Annotated in this window: 18 protein-coding genes; 6 read left to right on the top strand and 12 right to left on the bottom strand. The window is 35.0% G+C overall.

What is annotated here, in order from left to right:
- Nucleotides 1-33: 33 nt before the first annotated feature.
- Complete coding sequence (locus ACFSR1_RS19900) at nucleotides 34-867, top strand: fibronectin type III domain-containing protein (protein ID WP_378294800.1); 834 nt, start codon at nucleotides 34-36, stop codon at nucleotides 865-867.
- Nucleotides 868-1,085: 218 nt separating this feature from the next.
- Here the strand turns inward: ACFSR1_RS19900 and ACFSR1_RS19895 are convergent, their stop codons facing one another.
- The 11 genes from ACFSR1_RS19895 to ACFSR1_RS19845 all read right to left on the bottom strand — a co-directional run bounded on the left by ACFSR1_RS19895 (nucleotide 1,086) and on the right by ACFSR1_RS19845 (nucleotide 13,408).
- Complete coding sequence (locus tag ACFSR1_RS19895) at nucleotides 1,086-2,255, bottom strand: hypothetical protein (protein ID WP_378294799.1); 1,170 nt, start codon at nucleotides 2,253-2,255, stop codon at nucleotides 1,086-1,088.
- Nucleotides 2,256-2,351: 96 nt separating this feature from the next.
- The gene (locus ACFSR1_RS19890; RefSeq protein ID WP_378294798.1) at nucleotides 2,352-2,816 is read right to left on the bottom strand and encodes a hypothetical protein; all 465 of its coding nucleotides are present in this window, start codon (nucleotides 2,814-2,816) and stop codon (nucleotides 2,352-2,354) included.
- Between the two features lie 105 nt (nucleotides 2,817-2,921).
- Nucleotides 2,922-3,347, bottom strand: a complete 426-nt coding sequence (locus ACFSR1_RS19885) for a hypothetical protein (RefSeq protein WP_378294797.1) — start codon at nucleotides 3,345-3,347, stop codon at nucleotides 2,922-2,924.
- A gap of 1,274 nt (nucleotides 3,348-4,621) precedes the next feature.
- Nucleotides 4,622-5,632, bottom strand: coding sequence for a radical SAM protein (locus ACFSR1_RS19880; RefSeq protein WP_378294796.1), 1,011 nt, complete (start codon nucleotides 5,630-5,632; stop codon nucleotides 4,622-4,624).
- Nucleotides 5,607-5,888: a hypothetical protein gene (locus ACFSR1_RS19875; RefSeq protein WP_378294795.1), complete on the bottom strand. Its 282-nt coding sequence runs from the start codon at nucleotides 5,886-5,888 to the stop codon at nucleotides 5,607-5,609. Before ACFSR1_RS19875 ends, ACFSR1_RS19880 begins: the two co-directional genes overlap by 26 nt.
- 67 nt (nucleotides 5,889-5,955) lie before the next feature.
- On the bottom strand, nucleotides 5,956-6,795 hold the full coding sequence (locus ACFSR1_RS19870) for a hypothetical protein (RefSeq protein WP_378294794.1): 840 nt from the start codon (nucleotides 6,793-6,795) through the stop codon (nucleotides 5,956-5,958).
- 647 nt (nucleotides 6,796-7,442) lie between these two features.
- On the bottom strand, nucleotides 7,443-7,844 hold the full coding sequence (locus ACFSR1_RS19865; protein ID WP_378294793.1) for a hypothetical protein: 402 nt from the start codon (nucleotides 7,842-7,844) through the stop codon (nucleotides 7,443-7,445).
- 451 nt (nucleotides 7,845-8,295) lie between these two features.
- A complete protein-coding gene (locus tag ACFSR1_RS19860) occupies nucleotides 8,296-9,699 on the bottom strand; it encodes a TolC family protein (protein WP_378294792.1) in 1,404 nt (467 codons plus the stop codon).
- Between the two features lie 3 nt (nucleotides 9,700-9,702).
- Nucleotides 9,703-11,055, bottom strand: a complete 1,353-nt coding sequence (locus tag ACFSR1_RS19855; protein WP_378294791.1) for an HlyD family secretion protein — start codon at nucleotides 11,053-11,055, stop codon at nucleotides 9,703-9,705.
- 6 nt (nucleotides 11,056-11,061) lie between these two features.
- Nucleotides 11,062-12,729, bottom strand: coding sequence for a peptidase domain-containing ABC transporter (locus ACFSR1_RS19850; protein ID WP_378294790.1), 1,668 nt, complete (start codon nucleotides 12,727-12,729; stop codon nucleotides 11,062-11,064).
- Nucleotides 12,722-13,408 (bottom strand): TetR/AcrR family transcriptional regulator, encoded by a 687-nt coding sequence (locus tag ACFSR1_RS19845; protein ID WP_378294789.1) that lies wholly within the window; start codon nucleotides 13,406-13,408, stop codon nucleotides 12,722-12,724. The genes ACFSR1_RS19850 and ACFSR1_RS19845 overlap by 8 nt, the downstream gene beginning before the upstream one ends.
- Nucleotides 13,409-13,555: 147 nt before the next feature.
- Here ACFSR1_RS19845 and ACFSR1_RS19840 point away from each other — a divergent pair, with 147 nt between their 5' ends.
- The gene (locus ACFSR1_RS19840) at nucleotides 13,556-13,909 is read left to right on the top strand and encodes a hypothetical protein (RefSeq protein WP_378294788.1); all 354 of its coding nucleotides are present in this window, start codon (nucleotides 13,556-13,558) and stop codon (nucleotides 13,907-13,909) included.
- A 37-nt stretch (nucleotides 13,910-13,946) separates the two neighbouring features.
- Here the strand turns inward: ACFSR1_RS19840 and ACFSR1_RS19835 are convergent, their stop codons facing one another.
- Nucleotides 13,947-14,306 (bottom strand): hypothetical protein, encoded by a 360-nt coding sequence (locus tag ACFSR1_RS19835; RefSeq protein WP_378294787.1) that lies wholly within the window; start codon nucleotides 14,304-14,306, stop codon nucleotides 13,947-13,949.
- Between the two features lie 111 nt (nucleotides 14,307-14,417).
- Here ACFSR1_RS19835 and ACFSR1_RS19830 point away from each other — a divergent pair, with 111 nt between their 5' ends.
- The 4 genes from ACFSR1_RS19830 to ACFSR1_RS19815 all read left to right on the top strand — a co-directional run bounded on the left by ACFSR1_RS19830 (nucleotide 14,418) and on the right by ACFSR1_RS19815 (nucleotide 16,933).
- The gene (locus ACFSR1_RS19830) at nucleotides 14,418-14,684 is read left to right on the top strand and encodes a recombinase family protein (protein WP_378294786.1); all 267 of its coding nucleotides are present in this window, start codon (nucleotides 14,418-14,420) and stop codon (nucleotides 14,682-14,684) included.
- A 71-nt stretch (nucleotides 14,685-14,755) separates the two neighbouring features.
- Nucleotides 14,756-15,142, top strand: a complete 387-nt coding sequence (locus ACFSR1_RS19825) for a group III truncated hemoglobin (protein WP_378294785.1) — start codon at nucleotides 14,756-14,758, stop codon at nucleotides 15,140-15,142.
- 120 nt (nucleotides 15,143-15,262) lie between these two features.
- On the top strand, nucleotides 15,263-16,321 hold the full coding sequence (locus ACFSR1_RS19820; RefSeq protein WP_378294784.1) for a 3-oxoacyl-ACP synthase III family protein: 1,059 nt from the start codon (nucleotides 15,263-15,265) through the stop codon (nucleotides 16,319-16,321).
- A 90-nt stretch (nucleotides 16,322-16,411) separates the two neighbouring features.
- Nucleotides 16,412-16,933, top strand: a complete 522-nt coding sequence (locus ACFSR1_RS19815; RefSeq protein ID WP_378294783.1) for a methyltransferase — start codon at nucleotides 16,412-16,414, stop codon at nucleotides 16,931-16,933.
- The last annotated feature ends 15 nt before the right edge of the window (nucleotides 16,934-16,948 follow it).

The following is a 16,948-nucleotide window of genomic DNA, read 5'->3' as shown; positions in this document are numbered from 1 at the left end:
TTTTGCACTCAATTTAATAATAATGTACCCAAAATGAAAAAACTATTTACCTTCTTATGTATTTCCTGTATGCTCATTTCTTGTAGTGAGAGTGATATTTTCAGTGATATAAATGACAATGAAAATCAGAATGCGATTTATGATGCTCCCTATGTGCGGTCTTATACAACCTACACGTCTCAAACCTCTGTAACACTTAATGGTTTTATCAATCACGAAAATGTTGTTTTTCAAGAACCAGACACGTATGCCGTAGGTTTTATATTTAGAACCGGAGATGCTCAGGACTCCAGCAATGATCAGGTAATCGAATTCGAAGAAGAGGTAGCGTATTACAATGGTTTTTATAAATTTAATCGTACTATCACCAATTTAGACCCAAATACTACCTATTACTACACGGCATTTACCAAAAACGGACCTACAGAAGAAACCGATTGGGAATCCTTTACAACCTCTGCTATTGCCTGTACGTATGACCGAGATAATTATTATAATATTTCGGGAACCTGGAGAGATGCTAATGTAGAAATTACAAACCCTAGTTGCTGTGGCGACGGTAATGTTGGTTTTAGATTTGGGATATGGCCTGATATTTTTCAAATTAATTTTAATGAAATAAGCGTTGAATATCCAAAAACAGGCCAATATTTTGGTGTGGATTATGAGTTTGTGGGCACGCATATAGAAAGAGATCTCGTAAAATCTACCAATCAGGTATTGATCGACAATACAGACTCTACTCCCGAAACGGAATTGTTTGTAGAAAACGATGGCCAAAGAATTACCTTAATTTTTTGTGATACGAAGCTTCGAAATGGTGATATCCTAAACGGAAAGGTTTCTGTTGCCATTCCTGCAAATTAAATTCGAAGAAATAAGAGCATCAATAATCAAAAGGCAGCAAATTGGATTTGCTGCCTTTTGATTTATGGTATTTTTTGTAATGGTTGTTTTGGATGAGACAGGATTTGCATTATTCCTCAAAGTCAGGAGACTTTGCGGAGCCCGGTTATTTTGGAAGTTAAACCATAACACCACCAGTCACAACGATCCTCCATAGATGGGAACACTTTCATTTTTAATTATTCTGCGACAATAATTTTCACACGATCATTTGTTTCGTTTGAAAATGCGTCTACAGTGCTAAATATCACCTCAAATTCGCCAACCTCATCAGGATGCATTGTTAAAATCATGGTAGACGAATCAAAACTGGCCCACTTCACGTTTTCATTATTGAAGCTTATCTCTAACTGTTCCTGATCAATATCCTTAAAATAATCTGTCGGAATTGATACTGTTGTTTCCTTACCAACTTTAATAGTCTGTGTAGTGATTGGATTAAAAACAAATGGTTTAAAAACCTTCTTTGTATGTACCCAATAAATATCTGACTCTGCCAACCCTTTTTCATCCATTTGCAATCGAGTAAAAAATAAAAAATTATGGTCTGCACTTACAAAGGGCCTTCTTTCCCAATCCGAGGTATTGATAGTAGCATCTAAACTTCTGGGTTGGGTCCATTTTTTTGTAGCATCTTGATAACTGATCCATAAATCGGGTGCATTTTCATTGGTTGCATATCGGCTAAAAATAATATAATCCTCATCTGGAGCGACAAAGATACTTTCTTCATCGCGCTCAGAAGAAATTACATCTATTCGTTTGGCATTCGTATAGGTACCATTTTCTAGTGAAGAAACATATAAATCTGCTGTTCCGCTGCTATTACTATCCCTGTTCGACGAAAAATAGATCGTTTTATCCAAAGACATACAGGCTGAAGCTTCTCTTTCTAAAGAACTAATAGGGTGACCCTCTTTTTTAGGATCACTCCAGGTACCCTTATTTTTTTGTAATCTCCATATATCGGTAACGTACTTATTTGTATCCGATACACTTTTGGCGAACAACATAGATTGTCCGTCGGGTGAAAAATAAGGAAGATACACGCTTTGACCCTTTAGAGGTTCAAAAATTGCAGGTCTTGTCCATCCTTCAGACTCTTTTTTAGCGTACCATATATCACCACTAAAATCTTCTTTGTCTAGCACACCAAATGCCACTTCTTGCGTATCCGGTGTAAATGAAATTCCGTGATCTAATCTCCCTTTTACAGACACAATATCCGGTGCAAAAATCAGAGGAATCATATCAGGATAAGATTGCCCCAAATAATCAATGGATTTAGTAGATGATGTACAACTGATCAGTCCAAAAATAAGCCCCAGCGATATCCATAGTTTACTCATAAAGTTCTATTCTGTAATGTCTCTGTTTAAGTTCGTTAAGATACATAGTTTAGACAAAGTAACATTAAATGTTTACTGTGAATCCCATGTTGGTTGCTATTTGCACATGAATTGAGTGGTTTTGTTTTTCCATTGAATCCAATATTCTTGCAATCCTTCTGGTGTGGTAATAAGCTCACTAATAGCCAGTTTATGATTAGGCATCAATGCATTTTGAAGCTGTTTTTTTCTAGCTTCCAATGCCGGTGCATGATTCCATCCACCTACATGATCGAACGAAGTATATGCATCACAAGGTTGATCAACCCGTTTAAACGGAATTTTTAAATAGTAGACCACCTGACCGCTCCCCATTCCTTTGGTAGTCATAACAATATTATCGAAGTCTACTTTAGCATACTCACCTTTTTTGAAAAGTTCTTTGAGTTTGTCTCCCACAGCTGCAGACATTTTATTAGAGAACTGGTGCGCCACATCGGATCCCTTTACAAATTCCGGCCCTTCATACTGACCACTACAATCTGCACTGGTACAATGGATCACTGGCTCTTTATCTATCATACTACAAAAACACACTATTGAAAACAGTGCGATGATAAAGAATCTGAGGTTTTTGATCATAATGGTATAGATTAATAGTCTACTGTTTGTGCTACCGGTCGGAGTTTATGATTTGTTATCCAGCGTTAATGCTTTTATTTTTTTAATTTTTTTCTCAATTTCCAAAACTCTTTTATTCCAGTATACTTGAGCATTTTGAGCATCATAAAAGGGTTCCTTTTTTGATCCCGTTTTCATTTCTTCCGGAATGCTATAAATAAACCTTGCATTGTGGTGCTTGTCTTTGGCTATCTCACTTTGGGTATCAGGATCTTTTTTTCTTTGTGCCCAAAAGTGTTGATGCTCCAGATATCGTTCTTTAATCTCTTCGAAATAACTAATTAAAGCTTTTGAGTCATTGGGTATATATCCTGGTCCGCTACAGCCACAAGAATGAAACGTAATACCAACTTCATACAAGGTAGCCATATGAGCCCAGGCTTTTGTATCGGTTTTCTTAGGAGATTCAAAATCCAATCCCATATTTGCCATAAGATTATTGCATTCGGGGCATTTTGCAGGTGATTGTTTATCATCCTTACTTTGCCCTTTCGTAATATCCCGTAGCAGCCTTCTTTTAAATGTTTTTCTACAGTTAAAACAGGCATAATGAGATTTATAAGTTGTTATGCCATACCTGCACATGGTTTAAACATATTATTTTTGATAATAGACACCAGTTTCGTTTGATTTTACATCTTTGATCATCCGCAAATAACTGCTATGATCATTTATCCAAATGTAGTGTTTTTACTTTATTGCACTATGAAGTTGCAAACTTCATAAAAATCGGGGGTACTTCTTAGATACCTCCTCCCTACCTTTGGAGTACCCAGGGGGTACCTCTGAGCTAAGTCTATCTTAGCTCAGAGGGAAGTGACACTTAGTTCTAACACAAGTGCCACTTCTGTTTGAAGTACCCCCTTCGTCGATTTGTAGTACCCCTTGCAGACCTTTTCGACAAGAATACCCACTACCATAAGTACCCCAAGTTATGTTCTGGCTGATATATACCCACTTATACAAGTACCCTCTCCCCACTTATAGTAGTGGGTTTGAGTTATTTTTAGCTAGTTTTTATTATAGAAATGTTAAAATTTATTAGTTAGGCGTTACGTTTGGAAAGTTCTTATGCTGTTGGTTTCATCCTAAAAATCGGGTGGAGATGTATTAAACGGAAAAGTTTCTGTTGCTATACCTGTGGATTAAATCTAAAGAAAAGAGTATCACAAACGCAACACAGAAAGCACTTACGCGCTATTATAGTCTTTTTAATTTTTATATTTAGGGTATGTTATTATTATCAATATTTTTTTTAGCCTCCTCGGTCTATATCTTTCTATCATATTATTATGAATGGGAACACTCAAAAAAACACTGGCAAAGAGGAATTCCTTATTCTAAGTTTGATAAAACTCTGGGTATAATAATTTCTATCATTTTACTTGTCTTCTCCGTCTACATTTTCTTGAAATCTTTTAGCTAGTTACTATACTACAAAGTTGCTTGCTTTCGAAGAGCAGCGAGTACCAAAAAACGCAGCACGGAAAACATTTCCGCGCTATCATAGTTAGTTTTACACTTGCACGTAACGGTCTTGTATAAGAAGAGTAGGGCTGAAAACAGTCGATATCTATTCGGTTGAACGCAAGCCGAATTTTTAAATTCTTCTTATTATCTTTTTTATGAATAAGCTAATTTAATAATTTAGTGACCTCTCAAAAGTACTTTTATAATTGGACCAGCAACTAATCACTATATTATTTTCACATGTTGTTAGGCACAATTTCATTCGCTTTATGTGGACACGCTAATTTGTTAACTTCCCAATTTTCAAAACCAGACATCCAGTATTTCAATTTTTCAGAGTCAATATTCAAAGTACCATCTAGATTTATATTTCCTAATTTATTTTCCTCTTTGTCTAAAGCAACTGTACATTTGGCTAAAGTTCCATCGCCTCTGATAGCAATAGAATTGGGTTTTGAAGCGTAACAAACATAAGAGTTTTTTAAATCGAATATTTGATTTCTATTTAAAACTAAACTTTCCAAATGCTTTTTTATTTTTAGTTTCTCATTTGGCATCATTCTTTTAATATTTACTGAGTTCTTACCACCTAAATCTTCAATAGCTTTAAAATAAAACTTAAACCTTTCATCATAAAAATCTGAATTCAGCTTAGAAATTAATGGTTCCATTTTTTCAGCATTATTCGGATGATAATGAATTCTTAAAATAATTTCAAATTCTAAATTAGTTTCTTTGATAGCCTTTAAGTTTTTCCATATTTTTTCAAATGTTGCACCTCCATTTTTTAAAGTTCTAGTTTTATTATGAATCAAATTATCTCCATCTATTGATATTTGAAATACCTTGACGTTATTATTAACTAATTTGGTGAATCTTGAAACACTCAAGGAATAAGCATTAGTTGTTATGTTTGAAAAATTAGTAAAATTTGGAAAATCTTGGCTCAGAGAGTTGGTATACTCTAAAATTTCAATTATTGAATTAAAAGCTAATAGTGGCTCTCCACCAAACCAACTAAATTCTAAGGAACTCAACTGAGGTGCTCGTCTAGATATCAACTTTTTTATACTTGAAACCAGTTCTGGTTTCATTTTGCCAATTTTGAAATCTTCATAGCAATAAGTGCATCTAAAATTACATTGTTCCGTTGGGAAAATTATTAGATTCAGTCTAGAATTGTCAAAAGCATCTTGGATGATTGACGACTTTTCCTCTGCACTAACAACCTGCTCCACAAACTCCATTTTTAACAGCTGCTAATGGATTAAAATTTTCAAACTTGGCTCGAAGTGCTTCAGAAAACTCTGGATTCTTAATTGTAATAATTCCTACATCATCAATCGTAATATCATCCAACGAAAATTGTGGTATCTCACTTTTAATAAATTCAACTGTCTCATTCTGATTCACCACTAGTTTTGTTAGTAACGAAGAATCTTTAATTGATACTTGGTCAGTGCCGAAATCAACTTTTTCTGGTGTAATTTGAATTTTGCTCATTATAATTATTTATTAGTTAATATTCATTTTATTAGAGTTCTAAAATAAGAACTTGATAATACATTAATTATTTAAAAATTGAATAGCCAATTCCTATTCCAAGCCAAGGTTGATATTTGAAAACCCAATTTTGACCAGTCGAGGATAATGGTAAATCCATACCTAAAAGAATGCTTAGACCAAGTTTTCCATAACCGTATTGGTAGCCCAAACCAGAGCTAACACTTAAAATATTATCTCCATCATTAAGTCCGTCAGTATTTTTCTTTTTAAGTTCTAATTTATTAAGACCTAAAAATCCATAAAAATTTTGACTATTCGTCAATTTCGGTTCTCTACCTTTCTTATAGGAAAATTTCTCCCAACTTTTTCCATAAGTTACAGCGATATTAACATCAGTCTCAATATTATTTGTGAAACTTGGCAAGCTATCTGATTGATTAGTCAAGTATACTTTTAAAGGAACTGTTATAGCACTTACTTTCCAAGATTTTCTGGTTATTTTAATTCCTTCTGTTACGTCTATATATAGCCGTCTCTTTATTTTTCCGTTGTATTTTGCAAAATCATTAGCTACATCTGCTCTAGGGATTATTATAAGCTTATTTCCCTTTTGTTCTAAATCTACATATATTGAAGAATAATTAAAATTAGGATTAATTGTCTTGAATGAAAATGTTTTATCTACCTCTACATATTTTTTGGTTTTCTTAGTAGCATTCTTTCCTTCAAACGTGTATAAAATTTCTTCTGTGTTTTTCTCTTCTTCTAAAACTATAGGAACTTTACTATTTTTGGATGTTCCATCTTTTTTAAGATAAATTCGATAATTACCTTTTATTTCTTCTTGAGCTACAATATTAAGACAAGAAGAAATCATTAGTATAATAAGTATTTTAGTTTTCATAAAATGATAATGTTTATTCACATTAATTTGCAAAATATCAATATTTGTTAGGAATTAAAATACCCATTATCAGGTGTTTTTCAAATTGCGCCTAACAGTTGTATGCAGTAACCACGGTAATCATATTACCAACATATAAAATATCTAATCACCTATTCTTAAATTCTCCCCACCAAACTACCACAACCACAAACCAATTCCTTACGGGAATCCGTAATGGTGATATTTTAGTATGTACAATGATGAAATAAGACTACAGGAACTGTACTCTTAGGGCGATAGTGGTTACGTTAGTAGAAAGTTTATGGCTTTCTGGTATGAATGTGCTATTCAATTCTTGGGGAAATCATAGCACATTTGGGTTTTTAAATATATAAAAATAAATTAACTGTTGTTGTTTTGTTTCATATTGCCCTTATTATTATTGTTTTGGATTCCAGCCTACGCTATGTCGTAAGGTATTTTTCAGTTTCACTGAAAACCAGATTTATTTTGCTAAAATCTTTCCAAGGCTTCAAGATTTCTTAACGCAAAACCAACCTTATACTGGTGAAAAAAGATTTTCAAAGCCCTGCTTTGGAACGTCAGTATATTCAATCGATAAAATTTTTGTTAGATGTTAAGAATTGACGCTTTTTTATTGATGATTACTTCTTGGATTTTGTGTATTCTAAAAACAACTGACATCCGGCTATGCACCAGGCATAGGTTTCTGCTAAAGTGATCTCTTCATTTTCCTGTGCCTTTTCTCCTTCTTCTATACAAATCTGCTCCAAACGATCGATCGCTTGTACCGTAGTGGCATATAATTTCTGCTGTGTTTTTACTTCTCTTAAAAACTGATTGGCAACTTTTAGATCTTTTTTTAATTGAGCAATCTCACTACCCACACCTACTTTCATTACCTGCATCATGGATATAAACCTGACCAATTCTCCTAAAAAATCTGTCGGCATACATAAATAACCGGACCGTGCAGGATTAGGGATGGCTTCTTTACTACCATCTGCTACAAATTCTTTGACCATCACAGAAAATATGGTTGACATATCTAAGATTCTTTAGATTTTTTCTCTATGAAGTTGGTTAACAGCGTTAAAAGTAGCGTTCCTTACTTTGATAAAAAACAGGGGAATCTACCTGTTTTTAAAACCATGCAATTATAGGGAAAACTCCCTAAATATGTTCTAAAAATAGATCAATTATTTTTCGTTTTATCCGTCAAGCGTTTGGGAGTCTAAAATCCAAACAGTGTTTTTTTTGCTATGATGGATTCCGCCTCTACCTACACAAACGTTATGGCAGACAGGTGCAGCGGAATGACAAATCGTTGTTTTTTGGATTCCGTTTTTTACTTCGACAGAGAAATTTTAAAGATATCGAAGGGCTAAGTTTGAGACTTCGTGTAAATGTTTAGCTCAGGGTATAAGATTCCAATGGAGGCTTCGAGGACCTCAGCCTCCATAAGTATCGGGAAAAAGAATATGTTATTAAAGTATGTTACAGATTCTCCGGATTTACGGCAAGGTTCTTAAATAGTTTTGCTTTGGTGCCAAAATACTTGTTTTGGAGCTTGTTTCGCTTTAGCTCTGCATCAATCAATTTGCTCTCTCGAGAATTTATTAAAAACAAGGAACTCTCTCCAAAACTAAACTTGCGTTCTTCGGCTTGCAGTAACGTATTGTAGTCGGTTACAATATTAGCAATCAAACTATTTTGAGTTTTAAAAGATTCTAACTCATTATAGATCGCATTGACTTTATTTTCGAGCTGTACTTGCACACTTGCTAGTTCATATTGGCTATCCTGGATTTTATATTTGGCCAGTTTTACAGCCCCACGTTCTTTTCTCAAAAACAATGGAAACTGAAAAGTAACGCCTCCTTTATAATCGGCTGTATTAAAAGAATTGGCTACCTCTGGTGAAGCTGTTAGGAAATTATATTCCAGATTGATCTTAGGTAAGAGTTTATTTGCTTTTAATCTGCGGTCTATTTGTAATCCTTCGATTTTATAATTTAATGATCTTAGCTTAGGATGATTTACCAAATCGACTCCAGTTAGCAATGCTTGCTGTATTTGTAAGGTTTGATCAATCACAGCATCTACGTCATTATCCGGTATTACATTAGGCTGCAATTCTACCGGGATATTATTACCAATCCAGAGATAATTAGAAAGATCCAGGGCTGATTTCATTAATTTTACCTTAGCCTGCTCCAGGCTTAATTGTCGGTTCTGCACTGTAATTTGTGCTTCTACCGTATCAATAATCGCTTTATCACCGGCCAGCGCGCTGCTTTTTACTCCTTCAAATCGAGTTCTGGCATTGGTTAAGAAATTCTCATAGATTTCTTTTTCATTATAAGCCTCTAGCCAGTCAAAATACGCCAGTGATGCATTGTATAAAATTTCATTGACCAAAAGATCACGATCTGCTTTGGTTTGCTCTCTAAACAATCTGGCTTTTTTTAGCGATGCCATACGATCATTGATCAACAACCCTTGCGCAATGGGCACAGATATTCCTGCACTGTATAATCCTTCATCCGGAACGGTTCTTTCTGGATTTAGAAAAATCCCTTCGTTTTGTTCAAAATTGGCTTTCAACTCTATTCCATACCAGGTTGGCACTTTGAACGTAGCATTCAGCAAATCATAATATTCTGATCCTTTAAACTTTTTACGGTCGTAATCGACTTCGATTTTAGGATCAAAACCACCTCTGGATTTTAGCAAATTTGCCTCACCCACACTTATATTTAATTCGGCTTGTTTAGCAACCGGATGATGCTTTTTCACAAAACCCAGATACTCCCTGAAATTAAGCGTAAGCGTATCTTTTTCCTGTGCGTAAAACAGCGTGGTGATAAAAAGAAAACTGCACAACAATACTTTGTTCATAGGTTATTTCTTTTTGGTGGTTTCTGCAGTATCTGCAGGTTGGTAATAATTAGGCGGGAAACCGTTTAACTGTCTCCACAATTCGAACCAAATCGGCACGTCTTCCAGCAGTGCGATCGTATTGGCTCCTGATCCTACGCGCACACCTTCCGGCCACGGATGATCCTTAGGATCTGGGGATATCAACACCCGATACATTCCGTTTGAACTAATAAATGTTTCTATAGCCACCACTTTTCCTCCATAGGTTCCGTAGGACACATTAGGCCATCCGCTAAAAATGATTGCCGGCCATCCATCAAATTGTATACGCACTTCTTCATCTATATGGATCAAAGGAAGATCAATAGGCTTTACAAAAGTTTCTACTGCCATATCGTACTCAGATGGCATAATCCCTACCAAGCGATCTCCTTCTTTAAAAGTCTCCCCGATACCGGATTGAATCGCTTTATTGATATATCCGTTTTGCGGAGCCTTGATGTAATACAAGTCGTTACGAATCTCATAATTCGTGTACTCGTTCTCTAACTTGGTTACTTGTGCTTCTGCATCAAACTGACTGGATTGGGCTGTAAACCGGTCACTCTGAGCTTTAGAAATTTTTTCTGCATACTCGGCCTGGATACGGTTCATTTCTATTTGAGCATTGATCACATCGTTCTTGCTAGCCAATAGTTTATTTTCTTGCGAGATTAATTTAGCCTGTGTTTCCTGCAGCTTTAGCCGTTTTTCTTCAACATCAGTTAAGGATTTTAATCCTTCTTCTTCTAACTGTCGGGTACGATTAAACTGTCTTTCTGCGATGCTGATATTCGTTTTGGCTGCTTCTAAATCAATGCTATCACTTTTTACTTTTAACCGTGATTGTAATAATTTGTTACTGGCTTGCTCAAGCTTTAAGGCGCGTTCTTGTACCAGCGCATCTGCCTGATTTGCCAATGCTTTTACTTTTCCTTCATAAGAAGTCACTGCCATCGATTTTGCTTTGATCTGCTTCCCGGTTCTGGCTACCAGATTTGGGTCAAAGTATTCGTTTTTAATCTCAGATATTCTCATAATGGTATCACCCTTTTTAACAAAATCTCCTTCGCGCACATACCATTCTTCTATTCTACCGGGAATCGGCGACTGTATGGTTTGTGGTCTCTGACCCGGTGTTAATGTGGTTACATACCCCTTACTGTTAATATTCTGTGTCCACGGAAGAAACAGTATAATAAAAAGGATGATGGTAAACGCTAATAAAAAACGATTAAAATATTTGTAATGTTCTTTACCAAATACCTTCTGTGATGCTTTATATCCTAAAATGCTCACAGTCTTATTAAGCTTGTTGTTTGAAATATTTAGCATACCTTCTTATTTTTCACTTACGATTTTACCGTTATCTATGGTAATAACTCTACCACAACGCGATGTCCATTTGTTATTCTGACTTACTACTACTAATGCCCAAGGATTTGCAGGGTCTGCCAGAAAATCCATAATCCTGGAAGCTTCTGCTCCATTAAACTGATCCAGTGGATCTTTAAGAATCAATAGCTTTGGTTTTCGTACGATGCCACGTGCCAGTACGATTTTTTTGGCAATGGTATACGGTATCTGTCTTCCTTCGGGATATAGCATCGTTAATAATCCCATAGGTTGTTCTTTTACGAACTCTAATAATCCTACTTTTTCTAATGCCCAATACACCTGATCGTTGTTAATAGTGACATCTCCGAAAGTAATATTTTCCAGAATCGTTCCTTCAAAGGGAGATTCTTCGGTTAGCGACTGCCCAAGATATCCTCTGTAATAGTTAAGATTCACCCCTTTTAGAGAAACATCATTAATATAAATGCTGCCACTATCAGGCTCTAACAAACCTGCAATTAAACGTAATAGGGTGGTCTTACCGGAACCATTAGAACCCTGTATCAAAATGGTACACGTAGGCGTGATGGTTAATGAAACATTGTCGATAATTTTTTTGTCTCTATCCGGAACTGCATACGAAACCTGATCTAGTTCTACTGTAAATCCTTCATCCTCTTTAAAAGGTGTTTCTCCGGACTGTGGTTCTAATTCTTTGTCCACTACCTGACCTATTTTTTCTAAAGAAGTCAGTACATCATAGAAAGACTCTAATCCTACAATCAGTTTTTCTACCGAACTAATGACCAATAAAATAATGATTTCTGCTGCTACGAACTGACCAATATTCATCTGTTGATTCAAAACCAAAACCCCACCGATTAGTAAAAGTCCAGCAGTTACCAGCACCTTAAAACCAATCATCTGAATAAACTGAATCACCAATATCCTAAAATGACTCTCTCTCGAATCTAAATAATCTGCCACCAGATTATCATTTTTACTCAGTGCCAGACTTGTTCTACCGGATAACTTGAAACTAACTATAGATCTTGCTACTTCTTGTATCCAATGAGCTACTTTGTATTTACTTTTTGATTCACTCAGGCTGGTTTGCATTCCTTTGGTTGCAGTATACTTAAAAACCACATAGATTAGTAATAATAGCAGAAGACCGTAAATAATAAAAAACGGATGATAAAAAGACAGTAGCAAAAGTCCGAAGATAATCTGCACCAATGCAGTCGGGAAATCAACTAATATCTTTGATAATGCTTTTTGAATAGTCAACGTATCAAAAAAACGATTGGCAAGCTCCGGTGGGTAGTAATTACGCAGCTCACTCATCTTTATTTTAGGGAATCGATACGTAAACTCAAATGAAGCCCTTGTAAAAATCTTTTGCTGTACATTTTCTATAATTCTTATTTGCATTAGCTGAAGGATTCCAACAAAGAGAACTCCCAGTGTTACCAATATAACGAGAATGATCCAAGATGTACTTATCTGCGCTCCCTGCAGCAAGTTGATAATCGCTTGTATCCCTAAGGGTAGCGATAAACTCACCAATCCTGCGAAAATTGCATAATAAAAAATTTGGAGGATATCTCTTTTATCAAGTTTTAAGAGTCCCATCAGACGCTGCCAGGCAGTCAATATGTTTTTAGCCATTCTTTTGGTTATTTAAAGAATTAAATACTAGGTCAATAAAGTATGTTGTTGGTGTGATCTTCTCATCGCAATCGGTCAATGTAGCAAAATGATCTTTTAGAAAATGCTGGTGTAATGCACCTTCGGTGACTGTACTAGCCAGACTAGTGGGGAACTGATACTCACTGTCTACTTCGAGAATCATATCCTTGATCCGGTTGACCAGTCTTTTGTATATAGAAAAATATCCTTCTTTATTTTCGTTATCAACTTCTTTAGTCAAATAAGATTTAGAATATTCATTAATAACAATCTTATTTAGTAATACCTCATTGATGTGAGAAAATGAGGAATCTTCCTGGGTAGTACGCGTAATAATTTCGATAGCTTTTCTTAGTTTTTCTGAGGAATCTGAAATACTGTTTGTGGTAAATACCAATTGATACTCTAACCATCCCCAATACCAGGAAGTAAGGTATAAGAGTAACTTATGCTTATTTTCAAAATATCTGTAAATCGAACTTTCGTTAGATCCGATTTTTGACCCCAATTTTTTAAAAGTAAAACTATCAAAACCTATCTCATCAATCAATAGAATACTATGCTCTACTATATTCTTCCCCAAAGTTGAAGATTCCGGATCCTTTAAGTATATATTATTATGGATATTAACTTTCAGATCTTGAAGTATAAATTTCATAACTAAAACTATTTACCTCAAAAATAATAGTATTACTATCAATATTTAATACATTAACTATTATTTAACCAAATTTTATGTTTTACTGTTAATCAAATTTTGGTAAATTAGTAGTGCATAGCATACAAACAATAAATTAAACAGTAAATGAAAAATCTAATCATTATTGCATTTTTATCGTTCGTTACGATGAATGCACAGGAGTCACAAACCTTGTCTTCAGACACGGTAGCAGTCGGGGATATTATTACCTTAGGGACGCCATCAGGACAGACCTACCAACATGTTTTATTTCCTCGGACCAATTTTATCATCAAAAAAGGCGGAACCACTAATTTCAAACAGTTACAAGGAAAAAAAGTAGTTGTTACCAACAAAGAAGTGGTAGGAGGTATTACTAAAATTACCATTGCAAGAAAAGACGGAAAAAAATTCCTGAATAGTATTGCTAATGTAAAGGTAAATTTTGATGACGCCGTAACAGCAAAAGAAATTCTGTGAGGTAAGTAAAGCCAATAAAGAGATCAGCAATCAGTGCTTATTGCTCATTTTGATTTGTAATTTCTGCAAGTTTATCTCTGATATCCTGATCATCAAGATATCTTAGCAACGCTTGTTTGAAGTGATCTTTATTGCCATATGTTACGCCGGTTTCTTCAACAATATAGCCTTCTTTTAACATCGTACCCTCACCTGTCACTAACCAGGTGGGGTTGATTTCTGTATACAATTGTATAATTTTTTCTATAAAATCACCTCCAATATTGCTGTTTGCCGACTGTAGTCTATGCAAATAGCCCGCACTCGCACCAATAGAGAGGCTAAAACTTCTAAGGCTAATTCCTAAATGGGCAGCAAAAATAATAACTCTATCTAAAATTTTATCTTTTTTATCCAAAATATTGACTATTATTTGTGTATATCCAATATTTTATATAATATTGTATAACAAAACGATAACATTACATTCACAAAGATACTTATACCAAAGACATTAGCCAACTTAATTATGATTACACCTGAGGAACGTACTGCGATCTTAAAGGTTATAGGAAGTAAGCATGTAAAAAAAATACAAGCTTACTTAAACCAGAATAAGATTCTAAGTCCAAACAAAAAACCATATTCCAAAACGAGTATATCTTATATCTTATCCGGGGAAAGAGAAAATGAAATAGTAGAAAATGCCATTTTTGCGTATGCGCATCAAAAAATGATTGAAAAAGAAAAACAACAAGAATTGCGAGATCTTATCGTCTCTAAACAAAAATTATAGCCCAAAACCAGAGTACTTGTCCGAATACCTTGTAATTTTGCATATACACATTAACGTAAACCAAGGTATTTTTGGACAAGGATCATTTAACAGACATCGCCAGCCGAGAAGATATAGAATATTTGATGTGGGCGTTTTATGAAAAAGCATTGAAAGATCCCACCATTGGTCTATTCTTTACTGAAATAGCCCAAATTAATCTAAAAGATCATATTCCGCATATTACTGATTTCTGGGAACAACAGCTATTTTATACCGGTAACTACAAAAAGAATGTATTGCAAATTCACCAGAACCTGCATCAAAAAAAGTCGATGGAGAAAATCCATTTTAATGCCTGGTTAGCATTATTCACCTCCACAGTGGATGCCAACTTTAGCGGAACCAAGGCAAAATTAATGAAAACACGGGCATTATCCATCGCCACAGTAATACAATTAAAAACCGGACAAAATTGATTCGTCTTTACTACTTCCTATCATAATTATAAACGCTTAGCCATCGTAAAATTTATTATGCAAGCATAATAAAGTGGTTTTTAATAACTACCTTACCTTCTATAAAAAAGAAAAGGAAAGATGAATATCAAAATAACCGGCACAGGAAGCTATATTCCTACAGAAATCATCCAGAACGTGGATTTTGAGAATCATCAATTCCTGAATGCCGATGGCAGTCAAATCAGGCATCCATCTCCTGTTGTTATCGATAAATTTCAAAAAATTACGGGTATTGAAGAGCGTAGATATGCTTCAGAGGAATTAAATACCTCAGATATTGCTTTTCTCTCTGCAGAAAAGGCCATTGCCGATTCTGGTATTGACCCAGAAACCTTAGATTATATTATTGTTGCCCATAACTTTGGAGATGTTAATAAAAATTCATCTCAGGCCGATACGGTACCTAGTCTTGCAGCTAGAGTAAAGCATCTTTTAAAAATAAAAAATCCATATTGCGTAGCTTATGATGTGCTGTTTGGATGTCCCGGCTGGATAGAAGGTGTGATACAAGCTATGTCTTTTATCAAAAGTGACATGGCAAAAAAGTGCTTGGTAATCGGTGCAGAAACCTTATCTCGTGTTATTGATAAGCACGATCGCGATTCCATGATTTATTCTGATGGATCAGGAGCATCTATTATAGAAATTACAGAAAACACCGGAGGAATCATATCCTCTGCAAGTGCCTCTTACACCTATGACGAGGCTAATTTTTTATACTTCGGAAACACTTATGACACTAGTTCTAAAGATTCTACAAAATATATTAAAATGTATGGTCGTAAAATCTATGAATTTGCGCTAACCAACGTGCCTAAAGCAATGAAAAAGTGCCTGGATCAAGCTAATGTTGATATTTCTGAGGTTAAAAAAATTCTTATCCATCAAGCTAATGAAAAAATGGATGAAGCCATTGTAAAACGATTCTATGAACTGTATGAACAAGAGGCTCCGGATGGAATTATGCCTATGAGTATACAAAAACTAGGAAACAGCAGTGTGGCCACCATTCCCACACTTTTTGATTTAATTTTAAAAGGAAAAATAGCCAATCAATCCATAGATCCGGGAGACATTCTATTATTTGCCAGTGTTGGTGCCGGTATGAATATAAATGCTTTTTTGTATCAATTCTAAATCAATTTAGAAAAATCTACATATCTGAATATGGTAATCTTTGTAATTGTCTATTTTTACACCTTATAATAGATAGTAACCCATTTACCAATGTACGAAGGAACGTTTCCTCACAAACGATATAAAGAAACACTAGAATTCTTAAGAGCGCACGTTTCGGCTCCTGCAACTATACTCGACCTTGGTGTCCATAATCCTTTTGTGGAGTTTATGGAAAAAGAAGGATACACTGTAAGTAATACATCCGGTGAAGATCTGGATTTAGAAACTGAAGCTGTAAAAACTAGCGAAGCAGACGTTGTAACGGCTTTCGAAATTTTTGAACATCTAATTGCTCCTTTTAACGTATTACGTGATATTAAAGCAAACAGGATCGTAACTTCTATCCCTCTTAAATTATGGTTTTCTCCGGCTTATAGAAGTAAAACAGATCCTTGGGATCGTCATTATCATGAGTTCGAAGATTGGCAATTTGATTGGTTATTAGAAAAAGCCGGTTGGGAAATAAAAGCCAGAAAGAAATGGACACATCCCATCAAGAAAATTGGTTTCAGGCCTTTGCTTAGGTATTTTACTCCGAGATATTATATCGTATACGCAGAAAGAAAATAGTTTAATAATACTACC

The organism is Aquimarina rubra, assembly GCF_042684305.1.
In the GTDB taxonomy this organism is placed as follows: domain Bacteria; phylum Bacteroidota; class Bacteroidia; order Flavobacteriales; family Flavobacteriaceae; genus Aquimarina; species Aquimarina rubra.
This window is presented reverse-complemented; position numbering and strand designations above follow the sequence as displayed.

Excerpts from the sequence above, each read along its gene's own strand:
- ACFSR1_RS19890 (WP_378294798.1), bottom strand. The coding sequence starts at position 2,816 with ATGATAGATAAAGAGCCAGTGATCCATTGTACCAGTGCAGATTGTAGT.
- ACFSR1_RS19815 (WP_378294783.1), top strand. The coding sequence starts at position 16,412 with ATGTACGAAGGAACGTTTCCTCACAAACGATATAAAGAAACACTAGAA.
- ACFSR1_RS19870 (WP_378294794.1), bottom strand. The coding sequence starts at position 6,795 with ATGAAAACTAAAATACTTATTATACTAATGATTTCTTCTTGTCTTAAT.
- ACFSR1_RS19845 (WP_378294789.1), bottom strand. The coding sequence starts at position 13,408 with ATGAAATTTATACTTCAAGATCTGAAAGTTAATATCCATAATAATATA.
- ACFSR1_RS19875 (WP_378294795.1), bottom strand. The coding sequence starts at position 5,888 with ATGAGCAAAATTCAAATTACACCAGAAAAAGTTGATTTCGGCACTGAC.
- ACFSR1_RS19830 (WP_378294786.1), top strand. The coding sequence starts at position 14,418 with ATGATTACACCTGAGGAACGTACTGCGATCTTAAAGGTTATAGGAAGT.
- ACFSR1_RS19885 (WP_378294797.1), bottom strand. The coding sequence starts at position 3,347 with ATGGCAAATATGGGATTGGATTTTGAATCTCCTAAGAAAACCGATACA.
- ACFSR1_RS19900 (WP_378294800.1), top strand. The coding sequence starts at position 34 with ATGAAAAAACTATTTACCTTCTTATGTATTTCCTGTATGCTCATTTCT.
- ACFSR1_RS19820 (WP_378294784.1), top strand. The coding sequence starts at position 15,263 with ATGAATATCAAAATAACCGGCACAGGAAGCTATATTCCTACAGAAATC.
- ACFSR1_RS19855 (WP_378294791.1), bottom strand. The coding sequence starts at position 11,055 with ATGCTAAATATTTCAAACAACAAGCTTAATAAGACTGTGAGCATTTTA.
- ACFSR1_RS19850 (WP_378294790.1), bottom strand. The coding sequence starts at position 12,729 with ATGGCTAAAAACATATTGACTGCCTGGCAGCGTCTGATGGGACTCTTA.
- ACFSR1_RS19865 (WP_378294793.1), bottom strand. The coding sequence starts at position 7,844 with ATGTCAACCATATTTTCTGTGATGGTCAAAGAATTTGTAGCAGATGGT.
- ACFSR1_RS19840 (WP_378294788.1), top strand. The coding sequence starts at position 13,556 with ATGAAAAATCTAATCATTATTGCATTTTTATCGTTCGTTACGATGAAT.
- ACFSR1_RS19880 (WP_378294796.1), bottom strand. The coding sequence starts at position 5,632 with ATGGAGTTTGTGGAGCAGGTTGTTAGTGCAGAGGAAAAGTCGTCAATC.
- ACFSR1_RS19860 (WP_378294792.1), bottom strand. The coding sequence starts at position 9,699 with ATGAACAAAGTATTGTTGTGCAGTTTTCTTTTTATCACCACGCTGTTT.
- ACFSR1_RS19895 (WP_378294799.1), bottom strand. The coding sequence starts at position 2,255 with ATGAGTAAACTATGGATATCGCTGGGGCTTATTTTTGGACTGATCAGT.